The sequence below is a fragment of the Falsiroseomonas oryzae genome, from assembly GCF_027856955.1.
In the GTDB taxonomy this organism is placed as follows: Bacteria; Pseudomonadota; Alphaproteobacteria; order Acetobacterales; family Acetobacteraceae; genus Falsiroseomonas; species Falsiroseomonas oryzae.
This window is the reverse complement of the sequence record NZ_JAPSMD010000063.1, coordinates 1-19,581: the sequence shown is the minus strand read 5'-3', so window position 1 is coordinate 19,581 and position 19,581 is coordinate 1. Positions and strand designations below refer to the sequence as shown.

General features: G+C 70.1%; 24 protein-coding genes and 1 tRNA gene. 11 read left to right on the top strand and 14 right to left on the bottom strand.

Annotated elements, in window-relative coordinates; all coding sequences use genetic code 11:
* The 8 genes from OZN99_RS09180 to OZN99_RS09145 form a co-directional block, all read left to right on the top strand.
* On the top strand, positions 1-495 hold a 495-nt coding region (locus tag OZN99_RS09180; RefSeq protein WP_270934908.1), incomplete at its 5' end, for a hypothetical protein.
* Positions 495-713 carry a hypothetical protein gene (locus OZN99_RS09175; protein ID WP_270934907.1) on the top strand — a complete coding sequence of 73 codons (219 nt, stop codon included), beginning with the start codon at positions 495-497 and terminating at the stop codon, positions 711-713. The genes OZN99_RS09180 and OZN99_RS09175, both read left to right, overlap by 1 nt.
* The gene (locus OZN99_RS09170) at positions 710-1,042 is read left to right on the top strand and encodes a hypothetical protein (protein WP_270934906.1); all 333 of its coding nucleotides are present in this window, start codon (positions 710-712) and stop codon (positions 1,040-1,042) included. Before OZN99_RS09175 ends, OZN99_RS09170 begins: the two co-directional genes overlap by 4 nt.
* A 63-nt stretch (positions 1,043-1,105) precedes the next feature.
* Positions 1,106-1,420 (top strand): hypothetical protein, encoded by a 315-nt coding sequence (locus OZN99_RS09165; RefSeq protein ID WP_270934905.1) that lies wholly within the window; start codon positions 1,106-1,108, stop codon positions 1,418-1,420.
* A complete protein-coding gene (locus OZN99_RS09160) occupies positions 1,417-1,794 on the top strand; it encodes a hypothetical protein (protein WP_270934904.1) in 378 nt (125 codons plus the stop codon). Before OZN99_RS09165 ends, OZN99_RS09160 begins: the two co-directional genes overlap by 4 nt.
* Complete coding sequence (locus tag OZN99_RS09155; protein WP_270934903.1) at positions 1,791-3,095, top strand: AAA family ATPase; 1,305 nt, start codon at positions 1,791-1,793, stop codon at positions 3,093-3,095. Before OZN99_RS09160 ends, OZN99_RS09155 begins: the two co-directional genes overlap by 4 nt.
* Before the next feature lie 380 nt (positions 3,096-3,475).
* On the top strand, positions 3,476-3,829 hold the full coding sequence (locus tag OZN99_RS09150; RefSeq protein WP_270934902.1) for a hypothetical protein: 354 nt from the start codon (positions 3,476-3,478) through the stop codon (positions 3,827-3,829).
* A complete protein-coding gene (locus tag OZN99_RS09145; RefSeq protein WP_270934901.1) occupies positions 3,826-4,005 on the top strand; it encodes a hypothetical protein in 180 nt (59 codons plus the stop codon). Before OZN99_RS09150 ends, OZN99_RS09145 begins: the two co-directional genes overlap by 4 nt.
* A gap of 1,025 nt (positions 4,006-5,030) precedes the next feature.
* On the opposite strand, the gene OZN99_RS09140 is transcribed toward OZN99_RS09145, so the two are convergent.
* From OZN99_RS09140 to ffh, 10 genes are all read right to left on the bottom strand, one after another.
* Positions 5,031-5,453 (bottom strand): hypothetical protein, encoded by a 423-nt coding sequence (locus OZN99_RS09140; RefSeq protein ID WP_270934900.1) that lies wholly within the window; start codon positions 5,451-5,453, stop codon positions 5,031-5,033.
* A 225-nt stretch (positions 5,454-5,678) separates the two neighbouring features.
* Positions 5,679-5,755 (bottom strand) — tRNA-Arg (locus OZN99_RS09135).
* 59 nt (positions 5,756-5,814) lie between these two features.
* The gene (leuB, locus tag OZN99_RS09130) at positions 5,815-6,927 is read right to left on the bottom strand and encodes a 3-isopropylmalate dehydrogenase (RefSeq protein WP_270934899.1); all 1,113 of its coding nucleotides are present in this window, start codon (positions 6,925-6,927) and stop codon (positions 5,815-5,817) included.
* A gap of 19 nt (positions 6,928-6,946) precedes the next feature.
* Positions 6,947-7,558, bottom strand: a complete 612-nt coding sequence (leuD, locus tag OZN99_RS09125) for a 3-isopropylmalate dehydratase small subunit (protein WP_270934898.1) — start codon at positions 7,556-7,558, stop codon at positions 6,947-6,949.
* Between the two features lie 6 nt (positions 7,559-7,564).
* Positions 7,565-8,989: a 3-isopropylmalate dehydratase large subunit gene (gene leuC, locus OZN99_RS09120; RefSeq protein ID WP_270934897.1), complete on the bottom strand. Its 1,425-nt coding sequence runs from the start codon at positions 8,987-8,989 to the stop codon at positions 7,565-7,567.
* Positions 8,990-9,051: 62 nt separating this feature from the next.
* Positions 9,052-9,438 carry a 50S ribosomal protein L19 gene (rplS, locus tag OZN99_RS09115; protein WP_270934896.1) on the bottom strand — a complete coding sequence of 129 codons (387 nt, stop codon included), beginning with the start codon at positions 9,436-9,438 and terminating at the stop codon, positions 9,052-9,054.
* A gap of 26 nt (positions 9,439-9,464) precedes the next feature.
* Positions 9,465-10,208, bottom strand: coding sequence for a tRNA (guanosine(37)-N1)-methyltransferase TrmD (trmD, locus tag OZN99_RS09110; RefSeq protein ID WP_270934895.1), 744 nt, complete (start codon positions 10,206-10,208; stop codon positions 9,465-9,467).
* Positions 10,205-10,729, bottom strand: coding sequence for a ribosome maturation factor RimM (gene rimM / locus OZN99_RS09105; protein ID WP_270934894.1), 525 nt, complete (start codon positions 10,727-10,729; stop codon positions 10,205-10,207). Before rimM ends, trmD begins: the two co-directional genes overlap by 4 nt.
* Before the next feature lie 20 nt (positions 10,730-10,749).
* Positions 10,750-11,091, bottom strand: coding sequence for a 30S ribosomal protein S16 (rpsP, locus tag OZN99_RS09100; protein ID WP_270934893.1), 342 nt, complete (start codon positions 11,089-11,091; stop codon positions 10,750-10,752).
* A gap of 18 nt (positions 11,092-11,109) precedes the next feature.
* Positions 11,110-12,495, bottom strand: a complete 1,386-nt coding sequence (ffh, locus tag OZN99_RS09095; RefSeq protein WP_270934892.1) for a signal recognition particle protein — start codon at positions 12,493-12,495, stop codon at positions 11,110-11,112.
* A gap of 339 nt (positions 12,496-12,834) precedes the next feature.
* Between ffh and OZN99_RS09090 the strand changes: the two genes are divergently transcribed.
* From OZN99_RS09090 to OZN99_RS09080, 3 genes are all read left to right on the top strand, one after another.
* A complete protein-coding gene (locus tag OZN99_RS09090; RefSeq protein WP_270934891.1) occupies positions 12,835-13,047 on the top strand; it encodes a hypothetical protein in 213 nt (70 codons plus the stop codon).
* A gap of 9 nt (positions 13,048-13,056) precedes the next feature.
* Positions 13,057-14,553: a tripartite tricarboxylate transporter permease gene (locus tag OZN99_RS09085; RefSeq protein ID WP_270934890.1), complete on the top strand. Its 1,497-nt coding sequence runs from the start codon at positions 13,057-13,059 to the stop codon at positions 14,551-14,553.
* A 101-nt stretch (positions 14,554-14,654) separates the two neighbouring features.
* A complete protein-coding gene (locus OZN99_RS09080) occupies positions 14,655-15,413 on the top strand; it encodes a hypothetical protein (RefSeq protein WP_270934889.1) in 759 nt (252 codons plus the stop codon).
* 15 nt (positions 15,414-15,428) lie between these two features.
* Here OZN99_RS09080 and infC read toward each other — a convergent pair whose 3' ends face one another.
* The 4 genes from infC to OZN99_RS09060 form a co-directional block, all read right to left on the bottom strand.
* Positions 15,429-15,953 carry a translation initiation factor IF-3 gene (gene infC / locus OZN99_RS09075; protein WP_270934888.1) on the bottom strand — a complete coding sequence of 175 codons (525 nt, stop codon included), beginning with the start codon at positions 15,951-15,953 and terminating at the stop codon, positions 15,429-15,431.
* A 140-nt stretch (positions 15,954-16,093) separates the two neighbouring features.
* Positions 16,094-18,037, bottom strand: coding sequence for a threonine--tRNA ligase (gene thrS, locus OZN99_RS09070; protein WP_270934887.1), 1,944 nt, complete (start codon positions 18,035-18,037; stop codon positions 16,094-16,096).
* Positions 18,038-18,121: 84 nt separating this feature from the next.
* Complete coding sequence (locus tag OZN99_RS09065; RefSeq protein ID WP_270934886.1) at positions 18,122-19,039, bottom strand: glycosyltransferase family 9 protein; 918 nt, start codon at positions 19,037-19,039, stop codon at positions 18,122-18,124.
* On the bottom strand, positions 19,036-19,581 hold a 546-nt coding region (locus OZN99_RS09060; RefSeq protein ID WP_270934885.1), incomplete at its 5' end, for a glycosyltransferase. The genes OZN99_RS09060 and OZN99_RS09065, both read right to left, overlap by 4 nt.

Sequence of the window (19,581 nt, the reverse complement as noted above, 5' to 3'; positions counted from 1 at the left end):
CGGGAGGGCGAGGTCGCGCAGGCGCTGGCGGAGCGCAACGCGCGGGCGCTGGAGCAGCGGGCCGGCGAGCGCACCCAGGTGGCCGAGGCCGACGCGGAGCGGCAGCGCACGCGGAACCGGCTGCTGATGGGCGAGGCGCGGGCCGCGGCGGCGGCGAGCGGCGTGCAGTTGGAGGGCAGCCCGCTGGAGGTGCTGGCCTTCAACGCCGGGCAGCAGGCGCAGGATGTCGAGAGCATCCTGATGCAGGGGCGGTTCGACGCGCGCGACCTGCTGGCCGAGGCGGAGTTGAGCCGGTGGCAGGGCCGGAACGCGCGGACCAGCGGGCGCAGCCAGGCGGGCATCTACCGGCAGCAGGGCCAGCAGGCGATGCAGGCGGGTTTCGTGCGGGCTGGGACGGCGCTGCTGACGGCTGGGTCAAGCATCTACGACCGCTCGGCCGGCGCGAAGCTGACAGCCGCAAAGCCGGCCGCCGGCGTATCGGATGGGATGTTCTGATGCTCGGCTTCGTCATCCTTGTTCTGGCCGGCGGTGCCTGGGCCGCCGCCCTGGGTGGGGTCATTCGGGCGGCGGCACCGCGGTTCATTCTCCGCGCCGCAGCGCTCGACCTGACGCGAGGCGAGGCTGGCGTCAGGCGCACCGGGTTCCAGTGCGCCGTGACCTGCACAGCCGCCGTACTCGTCCTGTCGATCGCCGTCGTGTGGCTCCGCGGATGAGCGACGCAACGGTGGCCCGTTTTGAGGCGCGTTGGCTCGCCCGTCAGGGCGTCTCGGCGACGATGGGCGAGCATGAGGCTGCGGCCGATGCGCAGGCAGCGATGATGGCCGAGATGCGCCGCCCGCCGAGCACTGCCGACATCGACCTTGCAGAGCGGGCGGTGGCCCGCGTGGTCGCCTCCGTGATGGCGGATCCCGAGCAGGACGTGCGCCCCTTGTGGGCCGAGGTGATGAGCCTGCCGCCTCGCGCGCGGCTCGCCGCCTGGGAGGGCCTCCACGACGCGCACGCGATGTTCCGGCGCCGCGCCGCCTTGGACACCGGCCCTTGAACGAGAAGCCCCCGCCCGCGGTGGCACGCGGACAGGGGCGGATGATGCAGCGAGGTAGACGAGATGACCGATACCCCGCCCCGAGAGGCGATAGCAAGCGGTTCGGCGGACCATTCCTCCGCGCGGATCTACGGTCACGGTAAGGCTGCGCGCCTGCTGCTTTCCCCTACCCCTGAGCCAACCCCCGCGGTGGATGCGGCCCATCCCAGGCCGGGCCGCCGCGAGGCGCGACTTGACCGCGCCGTGCTCGACCTCGCCACGGTGGCGCTCCGGTCGATCGAGTGCGGGCGCACATCGGAAGGCGCGGACACGCTGCGGCTTGCGCTGCAGATCGCAGCCGGCGATCGGCGCTGGCGGCGGCGGGAGCCGGCGGCATGACGGCGCACGGCGACCTGGCTGAGAGGGCTATGCGCTGGCCCTACGTGCTGGCGGAGACCGTGCCGCACCAGCTCGTCGGGCACTCGCCCGAGGCCGAGGCGGTGGCGCTGGCTGTGCCGCTGCTTTTCGACCGCGCGGCGCCGGTGACGGACGCGCCACACCTGCTGAGGCTGGAGCGCCATCGGCTGGCGCCAGTGCTGCTGGATGCGGAGCGCGCCGAATGGCGCTGCACCGAGACAGGCACGCATGGGCGCGGGGCGCTCGAGATGATCGCCTGGGTCCGCGCGTGCTCGCTGCAGGCTGCGGCGTGCTGGTTCTACGCCGTCCGGTGGGCTGCCTTGCGCGCTGCTGTGCCGGGGCGGCGAGCGGCGTGAGCGTGCCCGGCATGGAGCACGACCCGATCCTTGCGGCCTTCGCGCCCGACCCGCTGAGCGAGACCGATGGCGCGGCTGCGTTCAACCGGGCGATGGACGCGAACCGGCCGGCCGTTGCTCGCATCCTCCAGGAGATGGGGCCGGAAGGCACCTTCGCGCGGGCTCCTGCGCCGGCGCCTCGCAATCTGCGGCTGCTCACGCTGGCCGAGTGCTCGGGCGCTCCGCTGCGCGGCTACATCGTCAAGGGGCTCATCGCGCCGGGCGACCTGGCCGTGATGTTCGGACCGCCTGGCAGCGGCAAGAGCGTGGTCGCGCCCTACCTCGCCCACGCCATCGCCTGCGGTGCGCGAGCTTTCGGCCGGCGCACGCGTCGCGGCCCGGTGCTCTACGTCGCCGCCGAGGACGGTGCGGGCATGCAGCAGCGCGCGGCCGCGCTGCGCGCTGTCTATGGCGATGCCGACAACCTGCGGATTCTTGTGGAGCCGATCGACCTGCAGGGCGACGGCGCTACCGAGCCCGGCGATCTGGCGGCAATCCTGGCGGCAGCCGACCGCATCGGCGCGGTGCTCATCGTGATCGACACCATGGCTCGCGCCTTTCCAGGCCTGGACGAGAACGACGGCCGGAGCATGAGCCGCGCCGTTCACATCCTGCGGGCGCTTTGCAGCCGCACGCGGGCCGTGCTGGTGGTGCACCACGGCGCGAAGGCGGGCAGCAGCAACGGCACGGGCGGCGCGACGCCGCGCGGGCACAGTGTGCTGAACGGCGACGCCGACGTGACCCTCCGCGTGGAGGCGCCCGAGGACGGGCCCGGGGCGCGAACCATCCATCTCGGCAAGAACCGCAACGGGGTCGCCCTGGCAGACATGGCGTTCACCATCCGCGGTGAGCCGCTCGGCGTGGACGAGGACGGCGACGAGGTGACGGCGCCGGTGGCCGAGGAGATCGAGCACGGCGGCGGCAGCGCGGCCGATGCAGCACGACGGAAGGCAGAGGCGCGGCTCCGAGACGACGCTGCGCTCCTCCTGCGCGAGCTGCGCGACCTGGCGGCCGATGCGCCGCCCTCGCGCCCTCAGCACGACATGCCGATGGTCGCCGCCGTGGAGCGTTCCCAACTCCGCGCCCGGCTGCTCCGCGCTGGCTGGTTCACTGAGGACGAGGTGCGCGCCGGCGTTCCCAGCGACGGGAACGGCCCGCTGCCGATCACCCGTCCTGCGCAGCGCCGCGAGGCGAAGGCTCTCGACGCATTGAAGCGCAAGGGCTTCGCCGGCTTCACCAGCGCACAGGCTTGGCCGACATGACCGCGCACCGCCTCCCCCGTTCCCAAGCGTTCCCAGGCGTTCCCCGCTTGGGGCCGGGAACAGCGTTCCCCGTTCCCAGCGTTCCCAGGCCCCCTATAGGGGCCGGGAACGTGGGAACGCGGGAACGTCCCGGCGCGGTAGAGGGGGCAAGGTCGGCGGAGAACGGCTCCGCCTCAACCCCTCGCCCCGCGCGGCGCTGGCGCGGCCCCGGCCGGCCGAACCCCCGCCCCGACCCACAGCCGAGGGCCTGAGCGATGCCGCCTGACCCTCCCGAGCGCGCCGATACAACGGCCGGAGATCGGAACGAGCGCGATGCGGCGACCGGGCGCTTCCTGCCTGGCAACCCGGGCCGGCCGCGAGGCGCCCGGCATGCCGCCCTGGTGGCGCTGGACGCGATCGGCGAGGCCGCGGCGCAGGACGTGCTCAAGCGCGTGATCGAGGACGCGAAGGCCGGCGACATGCGCGCCGCGGAGATCCTGCTGCGGCGCCTCTGGCCGGAGCGGAAGGGGCGCGCGGTGCCGTTTGACCTGCCGGCCATGCGCTCCGCGGCCGATGCCGTGACGGCGGTCGGCGCGATCGCCGAGGCCGTCGCGGCGGGCGAGCTCACCCCCGACGAGGGGCAGGCCGTCGCGGCAATCGTGGAGTCGCACCGGCGGACGATCGAGACAGCCGATCTGGCGGCCCGCCTGGAGGCTCTGGAGGCGGCACGAGAGGCGGAAGGGCAGAAGCGATGATGCGAGACCTGAGGCGGCGCCTGGAGCGCCTGGAGGCCACCCAGGAACGGCTCGTGCTGCTGTGGAAGGGCGAGCGACCCGCCGACGAGGTGATGCGTGAGGCGTTCGGCTCGGCCGAGGCGCCGCCGGGCGTGCGGGTGTTCCTGCTGTGCTGGGGAGAGAACGCACCGTCGTAAAGGCAAGCGTTGAAAATGAGCATACGCCAGTGCTGCTTCACCACGCCCCGGGCAGCGGCGAATCCTCACTCCGCGGCCGAAACAGGTGGGTCTCCATGTGCGCCTGCAGCCTGGAGAGAGCGATGTTGGTGAGAGACGTAGCGTAAACTGGGCCTTCCGCGTCAGCGAGATCTGAATGCGTGTGGCTGATACGGTTCAAGAACCCAAAGCCGCCGAGGGGGAGTTGCGGAGGCCATGGTGGGAACCACCAGAGTTGCGATACATGCCCTGCTGCAACGTTGTTGATGAATCCGATCAGCTTCTCTCGTTCCTCATCTGAGCCGCTCGCCCGCCAGCTCGCAACTGCGTCTGCGAAGCCCACAACCGGCAGGACAATCATGTCACCAGCCACCATCTTGGTGTTGCCCGGATCCAGGTCGCACTCATGCGTCAGCACAAGACAGAGGCCGCGACGAACGGCGAAACGCCGCTGTGCGTGATCATATGCAGCGTATCTGACACCGCTCTGGAGGTGGCCAGTTCCTAAACCGCCGGCAGGGAGCGAGGCAGGAATGGATCGAGCATAGAACGACCGTGCTTTGGTCGCATCTAGCTGACTGCAGGCGCTGTATAGCTCCTCGTCAGGATCCGGGATCTTGCGTGTCATTCTGCCTAGTCGAGATACTCCACCACCGGGTGAGACCGCTCAAAGGCAGCATTCATCCAAGACTGCGCCTGTTCCCATGTGTAGCCCGAAGCGCCAGGTGCTTCGTGCGTCTGTAGGAGCTTTGGGGCTCGCGCGGTTATGTGAACGATAACGTGCAGATTGAAAGCGCATCCTGACGCCACAGCAGTCCTGGGATGCTTGGCCTCAGCGCCGGGCGGATAAAGTCGATCTGCCTCCCCAGCCACCGAGCAAAGGTTGTGGAATCCATAGCCTAATGCAGAGTCACTTGCCTTCTCTTGTGGAGCGAACCAGCCTTGACCGCGGGCTCTGTGCACCACTGCTGAATCCTGGGGCGGGTACATGACCAATGCATCAAGGGTCACGGGCTTTCCCTTCCTCCAGATGCAGCATTGGTTTGGTCTTGGGCGTCTTGCTCGGCTGCGTGAAGGCGCTTGGCATCGTCGATCCGAGCAGTCAGCCAGTCTCTGAGGTCCGCCGCCGCTGACACTGTCAGAATGAGATCGACGTCGATCTCTCGAACGATGCCGTCCTTTCCGCTCTGTTCAATCACCGCACCGAGCTTGCCTTCGGGAGTGACCTGCTGCTCCACCGTCTGAGGCATCGCGGCCCGCTCACTGTAGACGCCAAAGTGAATCAGACCGCGAGGCGTGATGCCGCCAATGACGCCGTCCACGTGGACGACTCGAAAGCCTTGGCTCTTGATGTAGAAAAAGCGGACCCGCGTTGGCGGCGCGGCGTCGCTGTGGCGAGTGCGTGGCGATGGGGCGATGTTGTCCGACATGCTCACATCTAAAGCGCAGCTCGGCACCTTCGACCAGGAGATCGCGGCTCCCGTGAACAAAAGTCCGAAAGAGCGCCATCAATCTCCCTACCCGCCGCACCACCTTCAAGAGCACATCCGTTAGCCCGCCGCAATTGTTTGCGGCCGCACCAAAGCGAATGCAGGGGGTAAAGACGGGGGTAGTTTTCGATAGGCCGGCGGAAACCCGCAGCGGACCTAGCTTCCTGGCGGACCCGAGAGGATTCGAACCCCTAACCCCCAGATCCGTAGTCTGGTGCTCTATCCAATTGAGCTACGGGTCCAGCCGTGGGGCGCGATGTAGCCGGGGCGGCGGGGCGGTGCAACCCCTCCGCCCGCGCTTTCACCCCGCCAGCTTGTCGAGCTCGCGCAGCACCGCCTCGCCCATCACGCTGGTGCCGACGCGCGCCATGCCGGGGGCCATGATGTCGGCCGTGCGCAGGCCGCCTGCCAGCACCTTCTCCACCGCCGTCTCCAGCAGCTTCGCATCCTCCTCCATGCCGAAGGAGAGGCGCAGCAGCATGGCGAAGGAGAGGATCTGCGCGGACGGATTCGCGATGCCCTTGCCGGCGATGTCCGGCGCCGAGCCGTGGATCGGCTCATACAGCGCGTGACGCTTGCCGGAGGGCTGCACCGCGCCGAGCGTGGCGGAGGGCAGCATGCCGAGCGAGCCGGTCAGCGCCGCCGCCAGGTCGGAGAGCACGTCGCCGAACAGGTTGTCGCCCAGGATGACGTCGAACTGCTTCGGGCGGCTGGCGAGCTGCATGGCGCAGTTGTCGGCATACATGTGCTGCAGCTCGACATCGGCGAACTCGGCCTTGTGCACCTCGCCCACAACGGCGCGCCAGAGGCGGCCGGACTGCATGACATTCGCCTTCTCGACGCTGGTCACCTTGTTGCGGCGCTTGCGGGCGAGTTCGAAGGCGACGCGCGCGACACGGGCGATCTCGTCCTCGTGATAGATCTGGGTGTCGAGGCCGGTGCGCTTGCCGTCGGCGCCAGTGGTCACGCCGCGTGGCTCACCGAAATAGACGCCGCCGGTGGTCTCGCGGACGATCATGATGTCGAGGCCGCGCACGAGGTCCGGCTTCAGTGCGGAGGCATCCAGCAGCGGGTCCAGCACCACCGCTGGGCGGAGGTTGGCGAAGAGGCCGAGGTCCTTGCGCAGCCGCAGGATGCCGAGCTCCGGCCGCTGGTCGAAGGGCAGGCTGTCCCACTTGGGGCCGCCGACCGAGCCGAACAGCACGGCGTCAGCGGCCTTTGCCGCGGCCACCGTCTCGTCGGGGCAGGGCGATCCGGTGGCGTCCAGCGCAGCGCCGCCCACGAGACCTTCCTCGATCTCGAAGGAGACGGCGCGGCGGCGTTCCATCCATTCGATGATGCGCCGGGTCTCCCGCACCACCTCGGGGCCGATGCCGTCCCCGGGAAGGATCAGGAGCTTCTTGTTGGCGGGCATGGCGGGGGGATCCGGTCGGTCAGGCGTAGAGCCAGGGTTGGGCGGCTTTCTGCCGTGCCTCGAAGCCGTCGATGGCGGGCGCGTGCTGCAGCGTCTGGCCGATGTCGTCCAGGCCGTTCAGCAGCAGGTGCTTGCGGAAGGCGTCCACCTCGAAGGGGATCTCCTCGCCGTTTGGGCGCACCACGACCTGACGGGCGAGATCGACGGTGAGGCGGGCATTGGCGCCGAGCTTGGCATCCTCCATCAGCTTCTCGCAGATCTCGCGCGGCAGCCGGATGGGCAGGATGCCGTTCTTGAAGCTGTTGTTGTGGAAGATGTCGCCGAAGGACGGCGCGATCACACAGCGGATGCCGAAATCCAGCAGCGCCCAGGGCGCGTGCTCGCGCGAGGAGCCGCAGCCGAAATTGTCCAGCGCGACGAGGATCTCGGACTTTCGGTAGGGCTCGCGGTTCAGGATGAAGTCCGGGTTCTCGCTGCCGTCGGCCTTGTAGCGGACGTTGGCGAAGAGGTTCTTGCCCAGCCCCGTGCGCGCGATGGTCTTGAGGAAGCGCGCCGGGATGATCTTGTCGGTGTCCACATTGGCTTCCGGCAGCGGCGCCGCGATGCCGGTCAGCGTGGTGAAGGCCTGCATCGGTCCCTACCCCTTCGGCTGGAAGTCGCGAACATCGGCCAGATGGCCGGCGAGCGCGGCGGCGGCGGCCATGGCGGGCGAGAGCAGGTGCGTGCGCCCGCCCGGGCCCTGGCGGCCCTCGAAGTTGCGGTTGGAGGTGCTGGCGCTGCGCTGGCCGGGCTTCAGCTTGTCCGGGTTCATGCCGAGGCACATGGAGCAGCCGGCCTCGCGCCACTCGAAGCCGGCTTCCTTGAAGACGCGGTCAAGACCCTCCTGCTCGGCCTGCGCCTTCACGAGGCCGGAGCCAGGCACGACGAGCGCGCGGACGCCGTCGGCAACCTTGCGGCCCTCGGCGATCGCCGCGGCGGCGCGGAGGTCCTCGATGCGGCTGTTGGTGCAGGAGCCGATGAAGACCACGTCCACCCTCAGGTCCTGCAGGCGCTGGCCGGCCGTCAGCCCCATGTAGTCCAGCATGCGCTGCACCTGGGCGCGCTTCGCCTCATCGGCGAAGTCAGCGGGGTTCGGGACGTTGCCCGTGATGGGCAGAACATCCTCGGGGCTGGTGCCCCAGGTGACCTGCGGCGCGATGGCGTGGGCGTCGAGCTTCACTTCGCGGTCGAAATGCGCGCCCGGGTCGGAAGGCAGCGTCTTCCACCAGGCGACGGCGCGGTCATAGGCCTCGCCCTTCGGCGCGAAGGGGCGGCCCTTCACGTAGTCGAAGGTGGTCTGGTCCGGCGCCACCATGCCGGCGCGCGCACCGCCCTCGATCGACATGTTGCAGACGGTCATGCGGCCGGCCATGTCGAGCGCCCGGATCGCGTCGCCCGCATACTCGATGACATGGCCGGTGCCGCCGGCGGTGCCGATCTTCCCGATGATCGCCAGCACGATGTCCTTGGCGGTGCAGCCGACGGCCAGGTTGCCCTCGACCAGCACGCGCATGTTCTTCGCCGGCTTCTGCAGCAGCGTCTGGGTGGCGAGCACGTGCTCCACCTCGGACGTGCCGATGCCGAAGGCCAGCGCGCCCATGGCGCCATGCGTGGAGGTGTGGCTGTCGCCGCAGACGATCGTCATGCCGGGCAGGCTCAGGCCGAGCTCCGGCCCGATGACATGGACGATGCCCTGCCGCTGATCGGTCAGCGGGATGTAGGGAACGCCGAATTCCTTGACGTTCCGCTCCAGCGTCTCGACCTGCTGGCGGCTCTCGGGATCCTCGATGGTGCCGTAGCGGGAGGCGTCGGTGGCGATGTTGTGGTCCACCACGGCGATCGTCGCATCGGGGCGGCGCACCTTGCGGCCGGCCATCCGCAGGCCCTCGAAGGCCTGCGGGCTGGTGACCTCGTGGGTGAGGTGCTTGTCGATGTAGAGGACCACGGTGCCGTCGGGCAGCCTCTCGACGACGTGGGCGTCCCAGATCTTGTCGAACAGCGTACGCGGCCGTGTTGCCGACATCGTTTCCCCGATCCCTTGAAGCAGGACCGCGCGGGCCTTCCGGCGCCGCGCGGGTTACTTGTTCAGCCTTCGGCCTGCGCCGTCGTGGTCTCGCGCGCCCGCTCCTGGATGCGCGCCGACTTGCCGGTGCGGCCGCGCAGGTAATAGAGCTTCGCGCGCCGCACGCGGCCGCGGCGGACCACCTGGATCTCCGCCACGTTCGGCGAATACAGCGGGAAGACGCGCTCCACGCCCTCGCCGTAGGACAGCTTGCGGACGGTGAAGTTGCTGTTCAGGCCGCGGTTGGACCGTGCGATGCACACGCCCTCATAGGCCTGGGTGCGGGTGCGCTCGCCCTCGACCACCTTCACCATGACGCGGACGGTGTCGCCCGGCGCGAAATCCGGCGTCGGGCGGGCGGCGGAGAGGCGGGCCTGCTGGGCGGCCTCGAACTGCTGGAGCAGGTTCATCGGTGTGGTTCCCTTGTGTGCTGTGTCTAGGCGGCAGCCGGGTGGCCGTCCAGCCGCCCGGGTTCCCCGCCGTTTCGGTTGACGTGCCTGGCCCAGAGGTCCGGGCGGCGCGTGCGCGTGGCCTCTTCCGCGCGCTCCCGCCGCCAGCGGGCGACCTCGGCGTGGTGGCCGGAGAGCAAAACCTCCGGCACCTTACGGCCCTGCCACTCGGCCGGCCGCGTGTAGTGGGGGTATTCCAGCAGCCCTTCCGGACCGTGGCTTTCCTCGACCGCGCTCTCGCTTGCGCCCATCACGCCCGGCAGCAGGCGCACGCAGGCGTCGAGCAGCAGGATGGCCGCGACCTCCCCCCCCGAGAGCACGACGTCGCCGACCGAGAGCTCGATCATGCGGCGGGCCTCGATGACGCGCTGGTCCACGCCCTCGTAGCGGCCGCAGAGCAGCGTGACGCCCGGCCCCGCCGCGAGTTCGCGCACCAGCACCTGGTCCAGCAGGCGACCGCGTGGCGTGAGATAGACCAGTGGCGCGCCGGGGTTTGTGGCGACCGCGGCGCCCACCGCCGCATCCACCACGTCCGGCCGCATCACCATGCCCGCGCCGCCGCCGAAGGGTGTGTCATCCACGGTGCGGTGGCGGTCGGTGGCGAAGCCGCGGATGTCCAGGGCCTCCAGCGACCAGCGTCCGTCGCGCAGCGCACGGCCGGCGAGGGACAGGCCGAGCGGGCCCGGGAACATCTCGGGGAACAGGCTCAGGACGGAAGCGCGCCAGGTCATGCGGCGTGTTCCTCCCCCTGGTGCGGCTCCACCGTGACTTCCGGCGGCGGCACGACGGTCAGGCGCCCGGCGGCGACGTCCACCACCGGCACGGCCGCCCTGGTGAAGGGGATCAGCCGCTCCCCGCCCGCGCCCTGGATGACCAGGAAGGGGCCGGCGCCGTACTCCTCCACGCTGCGCACCGTGCCGAGCGCGCTGCCGTCCGCCGCGAAGGCCTGCAGGCCCTCAAGGTCGGCCAGCAGGAACTCCTCCGGGTCGGCCGGCGGCGGCAGACGGTCGCACGCGACGTAGAGCTTCGTGCCGGTCAGCCGCGACGCGGCGTCGCGGTCCGTCACGCCGTCGATCCGGCCGAGGCCGCCCGGCATAGCGGTGACGACGAAGCTGCGCGTGCCCGTGGCGTCCGTCAGCGGGCCGTAGCTGCCGATAGCCTTCGGGTCGGCCGTGAAGGCGTGCAGGCGCACCAGGCCCCGCACACCGTGCGGCCTCCCGATCTCGCCGAGCAACACGCGCTTCACCGACATGACCCGTCAGACGCTAAGCGTCAGCCCGCCGCCGCGGCGGCTGCGGCGGCGCGCTCCTGCGCCTTCTTCTTCGGCGCCGACTTCTTCGGCTGCTCCGCGAAGACCGGCATCGGCGCCAGGCCGGCATGGCCCAGGAACTTCGCCACGCGCTCCGTCGGCAGCGCGCCCTGCGACTTCCAGTGGTTGATGCGCTCGGCGAAGAGGCGCACGCGGTCCGGGTGGTCGGACGGCAGCATCGGGTTGTAGCTGCCCAGCTTCTCGATGAAGCGGCCGTCGCGCGGGCTGCGGCTGTCGGCCACCACGATGTGGTAGTACGGACGCTTCTTCGCGCCGGCGCGGGCGAGGCGGATCTTGAGGGCCATTAGTCCGGGTGCTCCTGTTCAGAACGGTCGCTTGTTTCCAAGGCCAGGGATCAGCGCGGAGAGTCCGCCCCGCATCATCCCCTTCTGGCCGAGCTTGTTCATCCGCTTCATCATCGCGGACATGTCGTCGAACTGCTTGAGCAGCTTGTTCACCTCCTGCACGGAGGTGCCGCTGCCGGCGGCGATACGCTTCTTCCGGCTCGCCTTGATGATGTCGGGCGTCCGGCGCTCCTTCGGCGTCATGCTGGCGATGATCGCCGCCTGGCGCTTCAGCATGGTCTGGTCGAGATTCGCGTTCTCGATCTGCGACTTCATCTTGCCGAGGCCGGGCAGCATTCCGAGCATGCCGGAGAGGCTGCCCATCTTGCCGATCTGCTTGAGCTGGGATGCGTAGTCCTCGAGGTCGAAGGACCCCTTCTGCATCTTCTTCGCCAGCTTCTCGGCTTCCGCCTGGTCCAGCGTCTCCGCCGCCTTCTCGACCAGGCTGACGATGTCGCCCATGCCGAGGATGCGGTTGGCGATGCGGTCGGGGTGGAAATCCTCGAGCGCATCCAGCTTCTCGCCAGCGCCAAGCAGCTTGATCGGCGCGCCGGTGACCGCGCGCATGGAGAGCGCGGCGCCGCCGCGCGCATCGCCATCGACGCGGGTCATCACCACGCCGGTCACGCCGACCTTGTCCTGGAAGGCGCGAGCGGTGTTCACCGCGTCCTGGCCGGTCATGGCGTCCACGACCAGCAGCGTCTCGTGCGGCTTGGCGAAGGCCTTCACCTCCGCGACCTCGGCCATCAGCGCCTCGTCGATGGCGAGGCGGCCGGCGGTGTCCAGCACCACCACGTCGTAGAGCTCGCGCCGCGCCACATCCATCGCGCGCGCGGCGATCTGCAGCGGCGTCTCGCCGGCGACGATCGGCAGGGAGGTCACCTCGGCCCGCTCGGCCAGCTGCTGCAACTGCAGCTGCGCCGCCGGCCGGTGCACGTCGAGCGAGGCCAGCAGCACCTTCTTGCGCTCGCGCATCCGCAGCCGCAGCGCGATCTTGCCCGACGTGGTGGTCTTGCCCGAGCCCTGCAGGCCCACCATCAGGATCGGCACCGGCGCCGGCGCGTTCAGGTCGATGCCGCGCTTGCCGTCGTCGTTCGCGCCGCCGCCCAGCGCCTCGACCAGGGCGTCGTTGACGATCTTGACCACCTGCTGGGCCGGCGAGACGGAGCGGATGACCTCCGCGCCCACCGCGCGCTCCCGCACCTTGGCGGTCAGGTCCTTCACCACCGGCAGCGCGACGTCGGCCTCCAGCAGCGCGACGCGGACCTCGCGCAGCGCTTCCTGGACGTCGGCCTCCGACAGCGCGCCGCGGCGGCGCAGCTTGTCGAAGACCCCGGTCAGCCTGTTGCCCAGAGCCTCAAACATGGGGGGCCTCGAACATCGGGCCGGGTGGTTCCTTCCGTTGCGACCGCCCCAAACGCGAAAGCGCCGCTGCGCGAGCCTTCGCGGAGCGGCGGAGCCATCCCGCGCCGGGCGGGACGACCAGATGGGTCCGGGGCGGACCTCGGTGCGGTGGATAGGCCGCGGAGCAGGCCTCGGTCAAGGCCGATGGCGCCGGGTCGCGGCCGGGCGGGAGCCTTCGGACGGGGTCGTGCCCCGCATGCGCAACGGCTGACGAGACAGTGACCACGCGCGAATGCGAGGTGACCGCGATCGGTCTGGGCCACAGAAGGCGCCCATTAACAATGGGAAGGGCGCGTCGCGATGATCCAGGTCAAGATGCCGCCGCGGACCCGCCGGATGCTGGTCGCCATCGCCCTCGTCGCGACGGCGGCGGAGTGGGTCGGGCCAGTGCTGGCCGGGGCACTCGGCGCGCCGATGCTGCGGCTGGCCGCCGGCGACGCCCCCTCCCCTATCGCCGGCGCGCTGGAGGCGGGGCTGGTCGGCTCCGCGATCTGGCTCGTCTTCGAAGCCTGAGGCCCCGGCATGATCGACAACCTGATCCTCGGCTTCCAGGTCGCGCTCAGCCTCAACAACCTGCTCTTCGCCTTCCTCGGCGCCATGATCGGCACGGCGATCGGCGTGCTGCCGGGGCTTGGGCCGACGGCGACGATCTCCCTGCTGCTGCCGCTGACCTTCGGGCTGGACCCGACGACGGCGATCATCATGCTGGCCGGCATCTACTACGGGTCGCAATACGGCGGATCGACCACGGCGATCCTGCTCAACCTGCCGGGCGAGATCTCGGCGGTGGTGACGACGCTGGAAGGCTACCAGATGGCCCAGCAGGGCCGCGCAGGCGCGGCCCTGGCCACGGCGGCGCTGGGGTCGTTCTTCGCCGGCACGGTCGCCACCTTCGTCGTCGCGGCTTCCGGCCCGGTGCTGACGCAGGTCGCGCTGTCCTTCGGGCCGCCCGACTACTTCGCCCTCATGCTGCTCGGCCTGATCGTGTCCTGCGTGCTGGCGCAGGGCAGCGTGATCAAGGCGGTCGGGATGGTGGTGCTGGGCGTCTGCCTCGGCCTGGTCGGCACCGATGTGCAGACCGGCCAGCAGCGCTTCACCTTCGGCGTGCCGGAACTGTCGGACGGCATCAACTTCGTCGTGCTGGCGATGGGGCTGTTCGGCATCGCCGAGGTGGTGCTGAACCTGGAGAACCCGGAGATCCGCAAGGGCATCGTCGTCAAGCGCGGCAAGCTCTGGCTGACGCGGGAGGAGTGGCGCTACGCTGCACCCGCCGCGGTGCGCGGCACGCTCCTCGGCACCGTGCTCGGCATCCTGCCCGGTGGCGGTGCCTCGCTCTCGGCCTTCGCCTCCTACATGCTGGAGCGGCGGATCACGCGCCGTCCCGAGAAGTTCGGCAAGGGCGCCATCGAGGGCCTGGCCGGGCCCGAAAGCGCCAACAACGCCGGCGCGCAGACCAGCTTCATCCCGCTGCTGACCCTCGGCATCCCCTCCAACGCCGTGATGGCGCTGATGGTCGGCGCGCTGATCATCCAGGGCATTCAGCCCGGTCCCCGCATGGTGGAGGCACAGCCGCAGCTGTTCTGGGGCCTGATCGCTTCGATGTGGGTCGGCAACCTGATGCTGCTGGTCATCAACCTGCCGCTGATCGGCATGTGGGTGCAGCTGCTGCGGGTGCCCTACAAGTACCTGTTCGTCGGCATCCTGATCTTCTGTCTCATCGGCGCCTACAGCCTGAACAACAACGTCTTCGACATGTATGTCATGGCTGCCTTCGGCATCATCGGCTACGTCTTCGCCAAGCTGAAGATGGAGGGCGCGCCCCTGCTCCTCGGCTTCGTGCTCGGGCCGATGATGGAGGAGCACCTGCGTCGCGCCATGCTGCTGTCGCGCGGCGATGCGATCGTGTTCTTCGAACGGCCGATCAGCGCGACACTGCTGGCCCTGGCGGCTATCGCCCTGGCCATGATGCTGCTGCCCAGCATCCGCCGGAAGAAGGAGGCGGCGATGGAGGCCGGGTGAGCCAGGCCGCCTGCAGGGGCTTGCCAGCGAGGATGGATCTACCGCTGTCCGGAACGATGCGGTAGCGTCCTGCGAACGGTGACCTCGCGCGGAGGGCGACATTGGCTGCAAGCATTCTCCGGCGGGCGGCGCCTGCGGCACTTGGCCTGGTGCTGGTGGGCTGGGCAGTCGGTCCGGCGACGGCCTCGACCATCGTCTTCACCACGACGGGCGTGGTGACGCTCGGCACCGACATCGGCACCTTCGGCGTCGGCACGCCCGACAACCCTGCGAGCCTCGGCGGCTATGGCTACCGGATCACGCAGCGCTTCCCGCTTGCCAACGCCACCAGCACGGGCAACAGCGGCCCATCCTACGACGATCGGTTCACCTACTTCCTGCCTGGTGGGTCAGCCGACATCACCATCAACAGCATCACCGTCACGCTCACCTTCAACTCCTCCGCGCCGACTCAGAACTACTTCGGCATGAAGAACGGCATCGATCCCGTGCCGCGTCCGAACCTGCGTGACGTGATCTACGGGCAGCAGGCGGTCTACCTGCCGTCGAGCCTGCTCGTCCTGACCTTCCTGACCCAGACGGTGCTGTCCACCACGGTCAACCTGATCGACAGTCCGGACCTCCTGCAGACGCTGTCGGCCGCGCTGGCTGCCGATTCCGGAAACCAGGTGACGGTCTGGGACTTCGACTACGCGCGGTCCACCTACCGCGTCGATTTCGTGGGAACGCCGACATCCGTCGACGTGGCCACGGTGTCGGCGGTGACGGTGCCGGCACCGCCTTCCCTGGGGCTGCTGCTGGCCGGCCTGCTCGGACTCGCCGCGGCGGGGCGGCGCCGAGCCGGCCTCGCCATGCGCTGAGCCTGCCGCTGGCGCCTACTTCGGCGCCAGCACCATGATCATCTGGCGGTTCTCCAGGCGGGGCATGGATTCCACCTTCGTCGTCTCCGCCAGCTCGGTGCGGATGCGGTCGAGCACCTTCAGGCCCAGGTCCTGGTGCGCCATCTCGCGGCCGCGGAAGCGCAGCGTGACCTTCACCTTGTCGCCCTCGCCGATGAACTCCTTCATCTGGCGCATCTTCACGTCGTAGTCGTGGTCATCGATGTTCGGGCGGACCTTGATTTCCTTGATCTCGACGACCTTCTGGCGCTTGCGTGCCTCGTTGGCCTTCTTCTGCTGCTCGTACTTGTACTTGCCGTAGTCGAGGATCTTCACCACCGGCGGCACGGCGTTCGGGCTGATCTCCAGCAGATCCAGGCCCACGTCATAGGCGCGGATCAGCGCTTCCCGCGCGCTCATCACGCCCAGCATCTCGCCATCCTGGTCGATCAGCCGCACCTGCGGCGAGCGGATCTCCTCATTCACCCGCGGGCCGTCGCGTGTCGGCAGCTGGGCGGGCATCGGTCCTCGGGGTATGGCGCTCTCCTGTCGTTGTTGCGCATGCAGTGACGTTGCGGCTGGCCCGGCGCGCCGGCGGTGTCCATGCACCGCCGGCGCCCCAGGGCCGGGATAGGAATCGACCCAGCTTTATGGCGATCCGCTCAGGCGGTTGCAACCCGAAGGTCGGGGGCGGCCGCCTCTTCCGCCAGTCGGGCCACCGCCTGGGCCAGGGGGACCGTCTCCTGCTCCCGCCCAGGCAGGCGGCGCAGCACCAGGCTGCGCTCCTCCGCCTCCCGCCGGCCGACCACGGCCAGGACGGGGACGCGCTGGTCGATGTGGTCCACGACCTTGCGGTTGATCTTCTCGTTCCGCAGGTCCAGCGAGACCGAGAGGCCGGCCTTCTGCAGCGCCGCCGCGGCTTCCCGCGCGAAGGGGGCGGCGTCGTCCACGATGGTGGCGACCACCACCTGCACCGGCGCCAGCCACAGTGGGAAGCGGCCGGCATGCTGCTCGATCAGGATGCCGAGGAAGCGTTCGAAGCTTCCCAGGATGGCACGGTGCAGCATCACCGGGCGCTTCCGGCTGCCGTCCTCGGCCACGTATTCGGCATCCAGCCGCTCCGGCAGCACGAAGTCCACCTGCAGCGTGCCGCACTGCCAGTCCCGCCCGATCGCGTCGCGCAGCACGAATTCCAGCTTCGGACCGTAGAAGGCGCCCTCCCCCGGGTTCAGCACGTAGTCCACGCCCGCGGTCTCGCAGGCCTGCTTCAGCGCGCCCTCGGCGCGGTCCCAGGTGGCGTCGTCGCCGGCGCGCTTTGCCGGGCGGTCGCTGAACTTCACCCGGAAGCTGTCGAAGCCGAGGTCGCGGTAGATCGAAGAGAGCAGCTCCACGAAGCGCACCGTCTCCGCGGCGATCTGATGCTCCTCGCAGAAGATGTGCGCGTCGTCCTGGGTGAAGGCGCGCACACGCATGATGCCGTGCAGCGCACCGGAAGGCTCGTAGCGGTGGCACGCGCCGAATTCCGCCATGCGCAGCGGCAACTCGCGGTAGGACCGGATGCCCTGGTTGAAGATCTGCACGTGGCAGGGGCAGTTCATCGGCTTGAGCGCGAGCACGCGGTCCTTCTCGGACTCGTCCTCGACGGTGGCGATGAACATGCTCTCTCGGAACTTCTCCCAGTGGCCGGAGGCTTCCCACAGCCTGCGGTCGAGCAGCTGGGGCGTCTTCACCTCCTGGTAGTCGGCCTCATCGAGCCGGCGGCGCATGTAGCCCTCGACGGTGCGATACAGGCGCCAGCCCTTCGGGTGCCAGAAGACGCTGCCGACCGCTTCCTCCTGCAGGTGGAAGAGGCCCATCTCCTTGCCGATCTTCCGGTGGTCGCGGCGCTCGGCTTCCTCCAGCTGGTGGAGATAGGCGTCGAGTTCCTTCCGGTCGCGCCAGGCGGTGCCATAGATGCGCGACAGCATCGCGTTGCGGTGGTCGCCGCGCCAATAGGCGCCGGCCACCTTCATCAGCTTGAAGGCGTCGCCGATATCGCCGGTGCCGCGCATGTGCGGCCCGCGGCAAAGGTCCACCCACTCGCCCTGGCGATAGAGGGTGATGGTCTCGCCGCGCGGCAGGTCGCGGATCAGCTCGACCTTGTACTTCTCGCCCTTCTCCTCGAAGAGGGCCATCGCCTCGTGGCGGGTGGTGACGACGCGCTCGAAGCCGGCGTTGCGCGCGATGATCTCGCGCATCTTCGCCTCGATGGCCGGGAAGTCCTCGGGGGTGAAGGGCTCGTTGCGGTGGAAGTCGTAGTAGAAGCCGTTCTCGATGGCGGGCCCGATTGTGACCTGGGTGCCCGGGAACAGCGCCTGCACGGCTTCGGCCAGCACATGGGCGCAGTCGTGGCGGATCAGCTCCAGCGCCTGCTCGTCCTTGCGGGTGACGAAGCGCAGCCGGGCGTCGGACTCGATCTCGCGCGAGAGGTCCTGCAGCTGGCCGTCCACCTCCATGGCCAGCGCGGCCTTGGCCAGGCCCGGGCCGATGGAGGCCGCCACCGTCGTGCCGGTGACGGGCCCGTCGAAGACGCGCACGGATCCGTCGGGCAGGGTGATGGCAGGCATCGGCTTGGTTCCAGGCTCCCTGGGGTTTGCGGGAGGCGGACATGGCCAGCCCCACCGCGCCGCGTCAAGTTCGTCGCCGGCGGGTCAGACCCGGGCGGGAAGCGCGGCGAGGGCGGCCTTGACGGCCTCCACCGGCAGATCGGCCAGAGGGAGGTGGCGCAGCACCTGGGTCGCCGGGCCGCGCGGGGCACAGCGCGCCGGGTCGCTCTCGGCCCCGAACAGCGCCAGGGTCGGGCAGCCGGTGACGGCGACGAGGTGGGTCGGGCCGGTGTCGTTGCCGACCGCCCAGGCGGCGCGACGGCCGAGGGCGGCAATGTCGGGGAAGCTGGTGCGGCCGGTCAGGTCCAGCGCGGCGGGCGCGGCGGCCAGAATCGTCGCGGCGAGCGCGTTCTCCGCCGGCCCGCCGAGCACGACCACGGGCAGGTCGGCGCCGGCGGCGAGCGCCGCGAAGCGCTCCGCCGGCCAGCGCTTGCCCGGACGGTGCGGGGAGGCGCCGGGGACCAGCAGGGCGAAGCGGTCCGGCACACCGAGATGCCCGACGTCGCCCTCCAGCCAGCCGAGTTCCGGCGCGGGGAAGCGGGTGATGCCCGCCATCTCCAGCTGCTCCCGTTGGCGTTCCAGCGTGTGCATGGCGTTGCGGTGCGGGTTGGAGTGGGGGTGGGAGCAGCCGGGCGCGACGCCGGACCACTCCACGGCGCGGCCGACCATCCAGCGGTACTTGGCGGTGCGGGGGGATGTCTGCAGGTCGTAGACGCGGTCGAACCGGCCGCCACGCAGGCGGCGCGCCAAGCGCAGCACGGCGGGCAGGTCGATCCAGGCCGGACGGCCTTCGGTCCAGACCTCGTCGAACCAGGGGCTGCTGCGGGCGAGCTCGGCATAGGGCGGCGTGGTGAGCAGGGTGATGCGGGCTTCGGGATGCCAGGCGCGGATCGCCGCGAAGGGCCCGAAGGACTGCACGAAGTCGCCGAAGGAGCCGAGGCGGATGACGAGGATCCGCGTCACGCCAGCAGCTCCCGGTAGACGCCGATCGTCGCGCGCTGCATCGCGGCCGTGGTGTAGTCGCGCAGCACCGCGGCGCGCGCCCGCGCGCCGACCGCCTCGCGGTCGGCTTCCGGCATGGCCAGCACGCGCGCCAGGGTGGCCGCCAGCAGCGCCGGGTCGCCCGGCGTCACGCGCCAGCCGGTGACACCCTCCTCCACCGTCTCGCGCGGCGCGCCGAGGTCGGAGGCGACGACCGGGCGGGCCATGGCCTGGGCCTCGATGACGGTGCGACCGAAGGCCTCGGCGTCGGTGCTGGCATGGACAACGACATCGGCAGCCAGCATGGCGACGTCCATTGCCTCGACATGGCCGGCGAGCACCAGGCGGTCGGCCAGGCCGAGCGTCGCGGCGCGGTCCTGCAGTTCCCGCGCGAAAGCCTCGCCGCCGCCGCCGGCCAGCACGCCGATGGCGCCGGGCAGCCGGGCCAGCGCATCCACCAGCACCATGCCGCCCTTCCAGCGCGTCAGCCGCCCGGGCAGCAGGACCACGCGCTGGCCGGGCGC